Source organism: candidate division KSB1 bacterium (assembly GCA_034521575.1).
Classification (GTDB): Bacteria; Zhuqueibacterota; Zhuqueibacteria; order Residuimicrobiales; family Krinioviventaceae; genus JAXHMJ01.
In genome coordinates this window covers 1,343,016-1,356,350 of sequence record JAXHMJ010000005.1, presented here as the reverse complement: position 1 = coordinate 1,356,350, position 13,335 = coordinate 1,343,016, and the positions used below count along the sequence as shown (strand labels likewise).

The window sequence follows — 13,335 nt, the reverse complement described above, 5'->3', positions numbered from 1 at the left end:
CAAGGAAAAGGTCTTTTAGTTCGTCGTGTTCGTCATCGTTCGTTGCTTGTTTGTTTTTTCAGTGAAATATTTTGCAACGAACAAGACGACCGAAACGAACAATAGAAAATAAAAGCTGATATTTCGCTAAAGCTGTTAGATGATAATCATTGCTCATGGTTCCGTTCCGGCTTTAGCAATACGATTTGTCTGAACCATCAATCGACGCCAGGCTCCGCCGGTTCGCCCATCCGGTCCAGCGCCTCACCTTCACTGCGCGCAATGATCACCGCCCCGCAGGAATCGCTGGTCACGTTCACCGTGGTGCGGAACATGTCCAGAATTCGGTCCACGGCCAGAATAATCCCCACCGCTTCCAGCGGCAGGCCGATGGCCTTGAGAATGATACTCATCATCACCAATCCCGCCATGGGCACGGCCGCCGCGCCGATGGAGGCCAAAAGCGCGGTCAACACCACAAGAAATTGCTGAAGCGCAGTCAATTCAATTCCGTATATCTGAGCAATAAAAATGGCGGCCACGCATTCGTACAAGGCGGTGCCGTCCATGTTCACCGTCGCGCCGATGGGCAGAGTAAAGTTGGCAATTTTTTGCGACACGCGTGAGCGTTTGGTCACGCATTCGATATTCAGCGGCAGGGTGACCATGGACGAGCTGGTGGAAAAGGCCGTGATCATGGCCGAGGTCATGCCTTTATAGTGCATGAGCGGATTCACGCGTCCGATCAATCGCAGCAGCAGCGGCAGATCGACACCCATATGCCAGAACAGCGCCAGCAGCACGGTGATGAAATAAAATCCCAGAGACTTGAACGCAGCCAGTCCGGTGGTGGCGGCGATCATGGCATTGATGCCGAACACGCCGATGGGCGCCAGCCAAACAATAAACCGGGTCATGTTCATCATGGTTTTAAAAGCCGCTTCAATGGCCGAGACGAGTTTGCCTTTATGCGGTTCCTGCAGATGCATGACAAAAATACCAAACATAATGCAGAAAAAGATCACCGGCAGCACATCGCCGTTGGCCAGAGCCTCGAACGGATTGACCGGAATGATGCGCAGCAGCAAATCGGCAATCGAGTCATCGGAAACCGGAACGGACTCTACATCTGCGGTCAGTCCCACGGTGGCGCCCACCCCGGGTTTGAGCAGGTTGACCAAAAGCTGGCCCGTCAAAATAGCCAGCAGGGTGGAGGACAGGTAATAGAGCAGCGTCTTCAGGCCCAGACGTCCCACACCTTTGTCGGATCCGATACTGACCACCCCGGAGGTGATGGAGGTCAGAATCAGCGGCATGATGGCCATGCGCAGCATGCGCAGAAAAATATCGGACAAGAACTGCGCTGCCGGAACAATCGGTTCGCCGACGAGTCGTCCGGCCAGGATACCGCTGCCCAGTCCGATAAATATCCAGGTTGTCAGTGAAATGCGTTTCAAGCGGTTCAGACGCGTCATCTATAGATATCCTTTTATGCGGTAAACGATCAGTTTGATATATTCATCAATCACCCGGCGCCAGCCGTTGGCCGAGGTGTGCCAGTTGTCTGCATTTAGATAGATTTGCATTACATAAGGCTCTACCTCTATGCCATGTGCGTTCATCACATGCCTGTAGGTCAGAATACTGCGTTTGATATGGAAATTGTCCTGAAGCAGCAATATGCTGTCAATGCCGAGCGCGTTCAGTGAAGGCGTTAGTGTCCTGGCTGTATTGTAGGTATAAGGGTCGTTTATTTTGAGAAACAGGGGAATGACCGCGGAATCCGGGATATCGCGTCTTTGGATTTCCCGCATAAAAAGGTCGTGGTAATTTTCGAGTCCAAACACGCCGGAGGGCTGATCGTATTCGTGCATCACCACAATGATTCGGTCCACCTGTCCGGCCTGATAACAGCGAATGGCCTCCTGCATAAAATAATCCGATACCGTGGCCCCGGACGGCAGGATGAGCGCATCGCAATGCTGCTCGGAGGACGGCATGCTGAGCCAGCCTCCGGCAGACACCAGGATCGGTTTGGCGCAGAGCACAAGAATCAGAGCCAACAGCGCTGCGGCGGCCAGTTTGACCGGCCACCGCCAGACTCGTCGGGTTACACGTTTGCGCCACTGCATGCGTTTATTTGCTTTTCTCGGCCCAGATCTGCACCAGGTTCAGGATCACGTCCACGGCTTTTTTCATGTCCTTGACGGAAATCCATTCCTGGCGCGAGTGGAAATTATGCCCGCCGGTGAAGACGTTGGGCGTCAAAAGTCCCTCATAAGACAACCGGGCGCCGTCCGTGCCGCCGCGGATCAAGTTGCGGATCGATTTGATCCCGGCGCGTTCCACGGCTTCCAACGCGTAATCCACAACCCGCGGTTCCTCGTTTAGCTTGTATTTCATGTTGCGGTAGAATTCCTGTACCTCAAAATTCATTCTGGCCTGCGGATAGGAACTCATCACGTCATCGGACAACTTTTTCAGATACGCTTCCTTTTCTTTCAGGCCTTCCACGGTAAAATCACGGATCAGCCATTTAATCGACGCGGTTTCCACATTGCCCTGCATGACGTGCGGATGCACATAGCCCTCGCGGTCCTCTGTGGTTTCCGGGGACATGGAATCTTTGGGCAGCAGATTGATGATCTCGGATGCTATTTTAACCGCGTTGATCAGACGGTTCTTGGCGTAACCGGGATGCACATTAACGCCGGTAATGGTCATGTTCACCGCATCCGCGCAAAAGGTTTCATCCTCAATCTCGCCGGCGCTTTCGCCGTCGATCGTATAGGCGTAATCAGCGCCGAATTTTTCAATGTCAAAATGATCCGCGCCTTTGCCGATTTCCTCATCCGGGGTTACCGCAATTTTGATATCCCCGTGCTTGATCTCCGGATGATCAAGCAAAACCTGCACCGCATCGAAAATTTCAGCGATACCGGCCTTGTTGTCCGCGCCCAGCAGCGTGGTGCCGTCCGAGGTGATGATATTGCTGCCCTTGTTCCTGGCCAGCTCGGGATTCTCACCTTCCGGAATCACCACCCCGTCCTTGAGTTTAATGTCACCGCCCGAATAATTTTCATGAGTGACGGCCTTGACGTCTTTGCCGGACACATCCGGTGACGTGTCCAGATGCGCGATGAGTCCGATAGCCGGAACGGCGTGATCGACATTGCCGGCCAGCGACGCCATCACATAACCGTTGTTGTCCATATGCGCGTCCTGCAGCCCCATCTCTTTCAGCTCCTCAACGAGAACCTTACCGAGTTTTTTTTGCTTTTCCGTGCTCGGCACAGTGTCGGACTCTTCTGAAGACTGCGTGTCAAACGTGATATACTTTAAAAAACGCTCCACACAGGTATAATCCTGGTCTTTCATAAGTCAATCCTTTCAATTGATGACAAATCTGATGATAACATAATCATTCACCCGAAAAAAAGCAAGGGCTTTCGGACAGAACGGCTTTTATGGAACACGGTCAAATGCTAAATAAATGCGCAGGTGCACACAGAGTCGGGTTTCAGGAGGGGGAGGTCTCCCCTCGCTACAGCCAGGCTGCCCGCTCCATTTATGATTTTGCCGATAGTCCGGGATTTTGGGAGCGGGCACCGCCTCGCTAAACCGGCTTTACAACTGCCGCCTTGTGCAGTCACACCGCAGATGATGCGATTTCCAATTCTCCCTGTTCCCGCAGACCGGTTTGCCGTCCTGCTGAACAACGCAGGCCGGCCGCGCGGCTGCCTGTCTTCCGCTACCCCCTCTGTTTTCAGGACGTGCTGATGTTGCGTTTTTTGCCGTTAATAGATTCTATCTTTTTGTATTATGCCGTACATTTCTTTAATGCTGAAATCAGAGCCGTATGCTGCTCTTGCAGCTTTTCCCGGTTGACCGGGCACAATCTCGTTGGGGGTCGGGTACTTTGACGCTAATCTTTAAAAAGAGTTTTTGATTGAAAAACGATTTATCCAAATTGGAGATGCAAAAAGCTACACGAGTATTGAACAGCAATTGCTATGGTAAATTTTCCAAATCATCCAAATCTTTATGCCGTCCGCTTTCTTTTTTGTTTGTTTTCAAATCTTGTAGATTAATGATATTAATGGGGATTTCATTCATTGTATTTTTTATTCGCCTGGAATAACAGGTTTGAAAATCGACCCCGGAAATTGTTGTCAACAATTCAATTCTGATCGGTGTCCTGCCCATTCTGAAAATCTTGTTTTTTTGTAGAAAAAGTTCTTTTTTTATCACAGGGAGATCAAAACCGAATTCTTTGAGAGCAGTCACCAGTTTTTCAGCGTTATTTTTGCTGATCCCAATCCAAATATCCATACCTGCTGTGCTGCGTGGATACCCGTGATAGGCAACTGCAAACCCGCCTATTAACAAATATTCAATCTTGTGATAATTCAGCAATTTCAAAAAATCTTGAAAGTCGCTCGGCAGAATAATTTTTGCCATAATTTATTCTTCTCATCATTTCAACTGCAGCAATTCGTTCTTGTGGTGATTTATTTAACCAAAATGATGATTCTTTTGGTGTGTCATTCATATCCTGAATCGTAAATTGTTTTTCTATTTTCATGGTTTTCATTGTTGATCCTTTTCCAATTAAAATTAAATTAACCAATAAATATAATGAAATTCAAGGTAAATATTTCAGGATAAATGGCATTGCATTATATTTTCATCTCAACCCTATCTGATTTATCTTGCAGCCAAAGTTGTATTTTGCAACGGGATTGTTCGCGAACCTGTTGTTTCGCGGTTGTCCAACTAAATTTTGGGATTATAGATTGTTATCGTTAAACATCCCAGAAACTACCTTCTTTCTTTACTTGAGCTTCAAAGGCATTCAATTTATTAAGCATCGTCTCGACACGATCCTTTTGTTCATTGGCTCGATCAATTCTCTCTCCAATATCTTGCTCAACTTGAAATAAGAGTGGAGCAAGACGAGACGCTTTGAATCCATAATTATTTCCTGTTTGTGAGGATATACGGATATGCATTTTCCAGGGCCCTACCCGAATAGCAGAAGGCTTGTTATCTGATGCTGAATAGACAAACTCAAACGGAGGAACTTTATCCTTGTGCCTATTGGGCATTAAGTATGGTCTTATGTCACGTCCATCGATAGACCGGTCTTTGGGGACCTCAGTGCCAGCTATTGCAAACAACGTGGGTAGTATATCCAGAGTGCTGACAGGAGATTGTTCAACTGTGTTGGCCGGTATCCTGCCGGGCCAACAGAATATTCCCGGGACACGATGTCCGCCCTCCCATGTAGATCCTTTGCCATCACGAAATGGAAGTGCGTAACCTACGTGAAGGCGAGCTTCACCATATTTGGGGTGTTTGGCTGTATTCCTGAACTTTATCCATGGCCCATTGTCCGAAGAGAAGATAATTATCGTGTTTTCGGAAAGGCCGTTATCTTCAAGCGCCTTTCTGATTCGGCCTACACTGTAATCAATTTCCTCCATAACATCGCCGAGCAGACCACGCCGGGATTTGTTTAGGAACTTTTCGCTTGCATAAATTCCAAGGTGAGGCATGTTGAAGGGGATATAGGCAAAGAAAGGTTCGCTCTTGTTCTTCTCAATAAATGAGATTGCAGACTCTGTATACCGTCCTGTTAACGACGCGCACATCCTGGGCTTTGATGGCAAGTTATTAGCTATGAGAGAATAGCCTTTAATTGGATTATTTCCTGCAGGATTTGATTTCAACAACATGGCATTGCCATAATCATGGGAGACATTGGTTCCCAACCATTGATCAAAACCATGAGCAAGTGGCAAGGTATCTTGTGATGCGCCATTCTTCTTGTTGGGGCTTCCCAGATGCCACTTGCCAAATATCCCGGTCTTGTAACCGCGCTTTTTCAATCCTTCCGCTATGGTGATTTCTTTCGAATGGAGATGACGCTGCGATGTCGGTCCGATCACCCATTTGCCCAACCCGGAACGCCCGGGATAACGACCGGTCAATAGTGAATATCGTGAAGCGCTGCAAGCCGGTGAGCTAACATAGAACTGGGTAAAGTTCACGCCATCCCGCATCAGCTTTGAAATGTTTGGAGTGCGAATGGTTGGGTTGCCGTTGTGGGCGAAATCACCGTAAGCACTGTCATCCAGGAAAAATATTACAATATTGGGACGATCCCCGATTTCTCTGGCATATCCGATCGATGGAATCAGGCTTGCTGTAGCAGATACAGCAGCAGTCCGAATGAAGTTGCGTCGAGTAATTCCTTTATGCACTTTTTCTCCTTAAATCGAACGTCTGCACTCAGACTCGGCGCGCTTTGCGACGTGGTTCTGCAGTGCTTTGTTGGACAATTATTACCGTTTCCTGACAGCTTCGAACGCTGCCTGCAAACGCTTTCGCACAGCAACCAATTTCGGTTCAGTATCTTGCAGGGGGGACTGTTCAAGAACGTCATTTTTGATATCGTACATTTGTCCATTATCATAGAGTTTCCAGCGTTGGTCCCTGACAAATTCGCGTGTCTGCTCTTTGTTGCGGCCACGGCCCCAGTAATGACAGAATATCCATTCACGGGGTTTGCCCTTTCTCCCGAGGATTTGTGGGAGAAAGGTACGGCCATCAATGATGCGGTCAGCTGGAACCGCTGAACCTGCGGCTTCGCGGACGGTTGGCAGAAAATCCGAAAAGTCGACGAGGTCTTCCAGGACTGTTCCGGCGGGAGACTTGCCGCTCCAGCACGCAATAAGCGGGACGCGAGTGCCCGCATCTGTCATCTGAGCTTTGCCGCCTTTGATGCGCCCCCGGGTTGTTTCTGATGTTATGGACCTGTGTGTACCGTTGTCTCCCGTGAAGAGAACAAGTGTGTTATCCAGAATGCCCTGTTCTTCTAACTGGTTTACTATTTGTCCCACTAGCAAATCCATATACTCGACCATGTCGACAAAGTTCTTCTTTTTGTTGTCCTTGGAATTCTTGTTGATACTGTCAGGCGTTGGGACAAATGGATCATGTGTGAGAATCATCGGGTAATACACAAAGAACGGCTGGTCTTTGTTCTTCTTGATGAAAGAACGGATGAAATCGGCGCATACTTGTGGACCATAGACCCCTTCCGGATGCTCTATCCATTTGCCATTTTCGTATAGAGTGGGAGCATCATAGCGCCTCAGCCACCCCTTTGGCTCCTTCGCATCTGGTGCATCCTCTCTGTAAGCGTGCATGTTCCAGAGGCAGTGTTCGTCGAACCCGAAGGCTTTGATAGTGCTGGCGTCGCCACAGAGCTGCCATTTGCCTGCGATACACGTCTGATATCCGGTTTTTTTCAGGATGTTTCCAAAAGTAATTTCTTTGGGGTTGAGGTAGCCAAAACCTTCGTAGTTCCTGTTGTTGTACCGACCGGTCATGATCTGGACGCGCGACGGGGTACAAAGTGGCTGGGAATAGCAGTGGTTGAAGCGCACGCCCTTGGCTGCCAGAGCGTCGATGTTCGGAGTTTTATAGTCCTTAGCACCGTAGCAACCGATGGTCTCGAAACCGAGATCGTCCGCTATGATCAGAACGATATTGGGTTGTTGCCTCGGTTTTTCTGGTTGTGCGTATACTTTTGTCAAAAGCGCAAGCGTGCCCCCTGCTGCTAGTGTGGCGTTTACAAAATCACGTCTGTTCATCTATTCTCCCTTCTGGCCAACTATAGAGTTCAACGCTGCGGATCACGCGCGGCTGTAAGCCGTCGCGTGCATCCGGCTTGTTCGATGTCATTTGTCGTCTGTCTGAGGCCCTGACCGTTGTGGCTCTTTTATATTCAGCAGACTCCCGATCTCCTTCAACCGCTCCAGAGAATAGACCGGAATGAGGCCTGATTTATCAGGTGCGACATTCAAAAGGTAGTTGGCTTTTCGACTGTTGCACAGTCTTGCCATCTTCACCACCTGCTCCGCGCTTTTGATATTTGATGCGTTTTCCCTGGCCTTCCAGAACCAGGCAGGGCCCATCTTGTCACAGACCTCCGATGGAGTCTCGTTGTCCTCCGGCGGTAGCGCCCTGCGCCGTTTTGTTTTGAGCCAGGGATACTCGTAGCTGTAAATATCCGTCTCCTTGAGATCTAGGCTGTTGTTTGCGATCACGATACAGTTGGGCTGGAGAGCCTTGACGTGCTTTACGATTTCCTGCCAATGCTCTCGGATGTTGAACTGATACTGATCGCACCAAAGGAGATCGATCTGCCCGTAATCGGTGAAGAGTTCAGTCAGTTGCTTCTTGATGAAAGAAATGGGATCACCCTCGGCTTCAGGCGGCAGCCCATTGAGCGGCCTCTTGTTTTTTGGAACTCCAAAGTTGCTCGGAAAGCAGTAGTAGAGCCCCACTTTTAAGTTATGCTTGCGGCAGGCTTTAACAAACTCGCGCACGATATCGCCTTTTCCATTTTTGTAATGGGGAAAAGCCGACATGGCGTGGGTCTTTGTCTGTTTGCTGTCCCAGAGACACCATCCGCCGGTGTGCTTAACTGTCAGAACAGCGTATTTCATTCCTGCCGAAGCGGCAGCTTCGGCCCACTGGTTACAGTCCAGTTTCTCCGGCTTGAAGGTTGCGGGGTCTTCGTATCCGAGAGCCCACTCGCAATTATGGTAAGTAGCCATGTTGAAGTGGATAAACATCCCGAACTTCCATGTGAGAAAGTCCTTGCGCAGATGTTCGGCGGAAGCAGGTTCCTGGGCAAAAGTTGGAACTGCGAAAAGTACTGCAATCGTCAGTCGAATCAGTTGTCGTATCATCTTGTTTCTCCTTTCATCGAAACGACCTGCGCCTGCAAGATTCTTTACATGCAAGGGCCGTGACAAACTTACAGAAGCATCGAGACGGTCAAGTACCCTTGAAATTTTTGAAACATGATCTGGATTAATTTTACTCCTGACTCTCCATCAGTGTATAATTTTGACAATGCTTTATTCTTGAACGATTTTATCGTATCTGGTAAACCACCCAATATCTTTTAACTATCACAATATATAGTATAACCCGTAACGTTGCAAGGGATATTTATGGGCTAACCCGAGCAAAGTCCGGAAAATCGTGACTCACCCCGCGAGTCACGAGCGCAGGTGTACCGCGGATTTTAAGATTTAAAACACGACCTTTGCGTCGGCTTGAGCGAATTGTTATATTTAAAAAAATTGAATATATTTAAGCTACGTGTTGGACATTAGAAAATTAAAATTCTATAAATCAAAATTATAAAAAATCAACTTTGATATCATTAACTTTTTTAAAGTCTTTATCCATTGTTACAAGTCTAAATTGAAAATGTTTTGCTATACAATACTGATATGAATCATCAAAGTCTAATCCAATATTTATACTTGCTTTGATAAGTTCTTGATATTTATTTTTAGGCAGGGACAGAAGGTTGGTTTTGGGAAAAATATCAGATAAAAAAATCTTGAATGTTTCAGTTTTCTTTTCCCTTGATAAAATAACTCCTATTGAATGAAGTGTAAAATCTGATATATTGATTGAACCAATGTTATCATCGAGACATTTTTTACATATTTCACTTTTATCTTGTTTCAAAAGTATCTCTAAAAAGATATTTGTATCAATTAACTTCATTATCGCCATTCCATGGCTTTATGTTGTAATTCAACAGATGAATACTTTGATTTCAAATGTGATAATTGACCTTCCCAATCAAAATTAAATTTATCACTTTCGATTTTTTTTGAGCCATATTTGTTCAACAAAAAGTCAACAAAATCATTTATTTCACCTATCACATGATCGGGTAATTTTTCAATTTTGTTACCAATATCATAAGCATTCATAATAATTTCCTAAACATACAAATTATCAATTATTTTTGTCAAATTTAGACAAAACTCTATAAAATATCAATTAATTTTTTAAATAAAACCTGGATCACTTGCGGCGGCGCGCAGCAGAGCCGTCAAGTGCATCCGGATTCGTTAGGCTTTGGGATTTCGATGGGATGAAATCCTATAGTCGAGAATCGACGGATGCTTTTCCAATATTTCTAAGAGCACTTTAGTCGATCCCGTCGGTTTTCGTTTTCCCTGCTCCCACTGCCTCACAGATGACGGACTCACATTCAATACTTTTGCAAAAACTGTTTGGCTTAAATTTGTCTTCTCTCGGATTCTCTGAATATCTCGAGCATTTATTTCAATATCGGGTATCTTGATCCCAAGTTCTTTTAATTCTTTTTCCGTAAAGGATGTCTTTATCCCATTTTTTATTAAATCTTGGATCGTATCTCCGATCGCTTCTTTGATTGATTCTCTCATATCTTTACTCCTCTAGACGGAAGAAATTGCCTAATTTCTCCTGTCGTTTATATTCATCATGACTCAATTGCAATAAATCTTTGGCCAACTTTTTGAAACTGTACAATTCGTCTTTATCCAAGTTATCGCGTTCATTTTTCGAAAATCCATAAATAAATATAGCTTTGTCCATTTCTTTATATGCGATAATCGTTCTGTAGCCGCCGCTTTTTCCCCGCCCCTTCCTTCTTGTTCGGACTTTGTATAACCCTCCTCCTAAATTGAAAGTGCTGAGATTTCCGGCAAGATTTTCCAAGGCTTCAAGCAGCGAACTGTCGGGAATTGAATTTTTCCCGGCCCATTTGTTAAACCATTTCGTCTTCAGTTTGAGCATATTTAATATATCACATTGTGATACTATAAGTCAAGTACTTTTTTTATTCATCGCAACTAACTTTCCCCCCTTTTAAGCCTAACATCAAGTATTTTATCCTGCGTTGAGCCCGGAAAAAACCACACATAACTGCGGCTCTTACGGGAATGATTACAATAGTTATAAATTGTCAAACAAAAACTTGATTGCGCTACAAGCCTGCTTAAGATTGGCCTGACTGCACTTTCTGAGCGTTTTCATAGTATAAAGATAGCGTCTGATATCATCGACTGTTACCGATTCAGCAGGTTTTCCAATCGTCTCCAGGAATGGACAACAAAACACATCGAAATCCAAAATGGATATTCCCGGCGCCTGGCCGTGGTGGAAACGCTATGCCAACCACTGATAAACCTATTCCTTTGACAAGTATACAAATTGCTTTCAAAGAAGCCAAGGATGCTGCTAAAATTGCAAAAAAAGAAATAGGTTTGTCATATCAAACCAGTTGGAAACGGACAATCAGCTCTTAAGGGGGGTGGGATTATATCTTTTAATTTCCTTTTTCTTTTCAAAATAATCTATCCCACCCCCTAAATACTTGGCACCATACATCATGCGTGTAGCCATTTCTGACAAAAACATAATAAACTTACAACATGGCAAGGTAACATTCCGCTATAAAGATGCTCAAACAGATACCGTGAAAACCCGGTCACTGGATGCCAATGAATTCATATATCTGTTCTTACAGCATATTCTTCCAAAAAGCTTTGTTAAATCAAAACTTTAAAAAATCATTTTCAATGACATGGGTGACGTATGTCTTTTATATTAGAAAACAGTGGTTTTGCCTTGTTTACAGCTTGTTTTGAACCTTGCTCAGGATTTGATATGATTCATTTTTATAGTATTTTTTCCGAGATATATTTTCTGAACAGTTTTTAACTGTTGTGTAGAGCGCCTTCCCAAAAATGTAAATTCCATTAACTTACAACTCCACTACTAAAACTCGCTGCGAGTCGTCAGGGCCAAGTCCAACCCCGCGTTCGCATATCGACCTTCACTGCGTTCAGGTCGAATGCAACGCTTATTCGTTATCGCAATATTCTATACAGCTTCTTGATACTCTTGAACTTCTTTTTCAATTTTCTCTGCATATTGATCTTCAGCAGTATCTAAATCATAATCCATTTGAAGACCAAGCCAAAACTGTGGAGACATGTGAAAATATTTTGCTAATCTTAGAGCAGTATCAGGCGTAATTCTTCGTTTACCTAATATGATTTCGTTTATTCGGCAAGTTGGTACACGAATATCAAGAGCAATTTTATTTTGGCTTAATCCCATCGGCTTAAGAAATTCCTCGAATAATATCTCTCCGGGATGTATGGGAGGTATTTTCTTGTTACTCATAATTTATCTCCTTAATGGTAATCAACAATTTCGACATCAATTGCATCATGATCAATCCATTTAAACCAAATTCTCCATTGATTATTTATTCTGATACTGTATTGGCCCTCACGATCCCCATGCAATAATTCAAGCCTATTACCTGGAGGCATTTTCAAATCATTTAATATATATGCTCTGTTAATTATTCGCAGCTTACTAAAAGCGACTTTCTGGATATTATGTGGCAACTTTTTTGAATATTCTCGATTGAATATTTTATTTGTTTCTTTACATTTAAATGATTTTATCATACGGATAATTTATAACGTGCTACGTTAAATGTCAAGCGTTATATGAATTAATATGCGATAACGGGCTATTCAGCCGCGCGGTTTTTTTGCGTCGGCTGGAATAGCGAGGTTAGCCGTCCGCTTCATTTTCGCGCCCTTTAAATGGATGGTTTTCAAAGAAAAAATCGACAGGTAAAGGAACCGCAACATTGAGTTGCAACTTGTCGCTCAATAACTCGTAGGTGCGGCTTTCATACTTTGCAGAGCGATACAGGAAATCAAAGTCAGTTAGAACCGGCATGCGATGGTTCTTATGCAGTGGGTTCTGGCAAGGCGCAACATTATAGATACCCACATGCTGCCACATGCTGTGGGCAGGACCGCTAAATGGCACGTACGCAAACTTGTACAGGGACTCACATCCGGATTCCTGGGCCATCTCCCTCGTGGATTTTCCGGACCAAGAACCAACGTTTACCTCAATGGCCCACTCCATCAACTGAGAGTTCAACCATGACTTCCGCATTTCAATGATATCCTCCAGAGGTTGGTCTAGTTCGCCCTCCGGAATCTGGTCTGCCTCATTCTGCAGGTATTCAAGATAGAGTTTCCCTTGGCCTAGACCGAAACGAATGTAGTCCCGACTGCGATCCTCGGGATCATTAATTATCCATGCCAAGGTTATGTGAACATCAATCATCGCTCGCAAAATAATAGGCGCGACATGAGGATTCCAAATTCCGGGATTGCGCGCCATTTCCAAGCCGAGAGTAGCTTGGCGCGAAGTTAACCCCCAAATTGCTTCCGAGATTTCGTTCTTGTAGATCTCTAACGTATGGGCGTTCCACCGAGATTCGAGTCCCTCAACGACGTTCGAGCAATAGCTACCTATGAACTCATCCAGCGGAGATTCTTGATCATCAGTCATCTTGTTTAAGATACTCCTGAAGCTCGCATCGCTTCAGTTCTCCGTTTCGGTTCCAGAAATGCTTGGCCCAATCAGTAGGCACTCCCAACATTCCCC

15 protein-coding genes are annotated in these 13,335 nt (G+C 45.3%); 1 reads left to right on the top strand and 14 read right to left on the bottom strand.

Annotated features, from left to right (window positions below):
* Positions 1-197 precede the first annotated feature (197 nt).
* The 11 genes from U5R06_19125 to U5R06_19075 all read right to left on the bottom strand — a co-directional run bounded on the left by U5R06_19125 (position 198) and on the right by U5R06_19075 (position 10,644).
* Entirely contained in the window at positions 198-1,454 is a 1,257-nt protein-coding gene (locus U5R06_19125) for a dicarboxylate/amino acid:cation symporter (GenBank protein MDZ7724856.1), read from the bottom strand.
* Positions 1,455-2,111 (bottom strand): ElyC/SanA/YdcF family protein, encoded by a 657-nt coding sequence (locus tag U5R06_19120; GenBank protein ID MDZ7724855.1) that lies wholly within the window; start codon positions 2,109-2,111, stop codon positions 1,455-1,457.
* 4 nt (positions 2,112-2,115) lie between these two features.
* Entirely contained in the window at positions 2,116-3,357 is a 1,242-nt protein-coding gene (pepT, locus tag U5R06_19115) for a peptidase T (protein MDZ7724854.1), read from the bottom strand.
* Positions 3,358-4,372: 1,015 nt separating this feature from the next.
* A complete protein-coding gene (locus U5R06_19110) occupies positions 4,373-4,573 on the bottom strand; it encodes a hypothetical protein (protein ID MDZ7724853.1) in 201 nt (66 codons plus the stop codon).
* Positions 4,574-4,784: 211 nt separating this feature from the next.
* Positions 4,785-6,245 (bottom strand): sulfatase, encoded by a 1,461-nt coding sequence (locus tag U5R06_19105; protein MDZ7724852.1) that lies wholly within the window; start codon positions 6,243-6,245, stop codon positions 4,785-4,787.
* Between the two features lie 81 nt (positions 6,246-6,326).
* Complete coding sequence (locus U5R06_19100; protein MDZ7724851.1) at positions 6,327-7,640, bottom strand: sulfatase-like hydrolase/transferase; 1,314 nt, start codon at positions 7,638-7,640, stop codon at positions 6,327-6,329.
* An 87-nt stretch (positions 7,641-7,727) separates the two neighbouring features.
* The gene (locus tag U5R06_19095) at positions 7,728-8,744 is read right to left on the bottom strand and encodes an alpha-L-fucosidase (protein MDZ7724850.1); all 1,017 of its coding nucleotides are present in this window, start codon (positions 8,742-8,744) and stop codon (positions 7,728-7,730) included.
* Between the two features lie 457 nt (positions 8,745-9,201).
* Positions 9,202-9,579 carry a PIN domain-containing protein gene (locus U5R06_19090; GenBank protein ID MDZ7724849.1) on the bottom strand — a complete coding sequence of 126 codons (378 nt, stop codon included), beginning with the start codon at positions 9,577-9,579 and terminating at the stop codon, positions 9,202-9,204.
* Positions 9,579-9,791, bottom strand: coding sequence for a DUF2281 domain-containing protein (locus U5R06_19085; GenBank protein MDZ7724848.1), 213 nt, complete (start codon positions 9,789-9,791; stop codon positions 9,579-9,581). The genes U5R06_19090 and U5R06_19085 overlap by 1 nt, the downstream gene beginning before the upstream one ends.
* A gap of 141 nt (positions 9,792-9,932) precedes the next feature.
* Positions 9,933-10,271: a helix-turn-helix domain-containing protein gene (locus U5R06_19080; GenBank protein ID MDZ7724847.1), complete on the bottom strand. Its 339-nt coding sequence runs from the start codon at positions 10,269-10,271 to the stop codon at positions 9,933-9,935.
* A 4-nt stretch (positions 10,272-10,275) separates the two neighbouring features.
* Entirely contained in the window at positions 10,276-10,644 is a 369-nt protein-coding gene (locus U5R06_19075; protein MDZ7724846.1) for a type II toxin-antitoxin system RelE/ParE family toxin, read from the bottom strand.
* A 374-nt stretch (positions 10,645-11,018) separates the two neighbouring features.
* Here U5R06_19075 and U5R06_19070 point away from each other — a divergent pair, with 374 nt between their 5' ends.
* Positions 11,019-11,156 carry a hypothetical protein gene (locus tag U5R06_19070; GenBank protein MDZ7724845.1) on the top strand — a complete coding sequence of 46 codons (138 nt, stop codon included), beginning with the start codon at positions 11,019-11,021 and terminating at the stop codon, positions 11,154-11,156.
* Between the two features lie 577 nt (positions 11,157-11,733).
* Here the strand turns inward: U5R06_19070 and U5R06_19065 are convergent.
* The 3 genes from U5R06_19065 to U5R06_19055 form a co-directional block, all read right to left on the bottom strand.
* A complete protein-coding gene (locus tag U5R06_19065; GenBank protein ID MDZ7724844.1) occupies positions 11,734-12,039 on the bottom strand; it encodes a HigA family addiction module antitoxin in 306 nt (101 codons plus the stop codon).
* A gap of 11 nt (positions 12,040-12,050) precedes the next feature.
* Positions 12,051-12,332, bottom strand: a complete 282-nt coding sequence (locus U5R06_19060; protein MDZ7724843.1) for a type II toxin-antitoxin system RelE/ParE family toxin — start codon at positions 12,330-12,332, stop codon at positions 12,051-12,053.
* Between the two features lie 109 nt (positions 12,333-12,441).
* Positions 12,442-13,239 (bottom strand): DUF5677 domain-containing protein, encoded by a 798-nt coding sequence (locus tag U5R06_19055; GenBank protein MDZ7724842.1) that lies wholly within the window; start codon positions 13,237-13,239, stop codon positions 12,442-12,444.
* Positions 13,240-13,335: the final 96 nt, after the last annotated feature.

Coding starts and splice junctions, on each gene's coding strand:
- U5R06_19125 (MDZ7724856.1), bottom strand. CDS start 1,454: ATGACGCGTCTGAACCGCTTGAAACGCATTTCACTGACAACCTGGATA.
- U5R06_19120 (MDZ7724855.1), bottom strand. CDS start 2,111: ATGCAGTGGCGCAAACGTGTAACCCGACGAGTCTGGCGGTGGCCGGTC.
- pepT (MDZ7724854.1), bottom strand. CDS start 3,357: ATGAAAGACCAGGATTATACCTGTGTGGAGCGTTTTTTAAAGTATATC.
- U5R06_19110 (MDZ7724853.1), bottom strand. CDS start 4,573: ATGAAAACCATGAAAATAGAAAAACAATTTACGATTCAGGATATGAAT.
- U5R06_19100 (MDZ7724851.1), bottom strand. CDS start 7,640: ATGAACAGACGTGATTTTGTAAACGCCACACTAGCAGCAGGGGGCACG.
- U5R06_19095 (MDZ7724850.1), bottom strand. CDS start 8,744: ATGATACGACAACTGATTCGACTGACGATTGCAGTACTTTTCGCAGTT.
- U5R06_19090 (MDZ7724849.1), bottom strand. CDS start 9,579: ATGAAGTTAATTGATACAAATATCTTTTTAGAGATACTTTTGAAACAA.
- U5R06_19085 (MDZ7724848.1), bottom strand. CDS start 9,791: ATGAATGCTTATGATATTGGTAACAAAATTGAAAAATTACCCGATCAT.
- U5R06_19080 (MDZ7724847.1), bottom strand. CDS start 10,271: ATGAGAGAATCAATCAAAGAAGCGATCGGAGATACGATCCAAGATTTA.
- U5R06_19075 (MDZ7724846.1), bottom strand. CDS start 10,644: ATGCTCAAACTGAAGACGAAATGGTTTAACAAATGGGCCGGGAAAAAT.
- U5R06_19070 (MDZ7724845.1), top strand. CDS start 11,019: ATGCCAACCACTGATAAACCTATTCCTTTGACAAGTATACAAATTGCT.
- U5R06_19065 (MDZ7724844.1), bottom strand. CDS start 12,039: ATGAGTAACAAGAAAATACCTCCCATACATCCCGGAGAGATATTATTC.
- U5R06_19060 (MDZ7724843.1), bottom strand. CDS start 12,332: ATGATAAAATCATTTAAATGTAAAGAAACAAATAAAATATTCAATCGA.
- U5R06_19055 (MDZ7724842.1), bottom strand. CDS start 13,239: ATGACTGATGATCAAGAATCTCCGCTGGATGAGTTCATAGGTAGCTAT.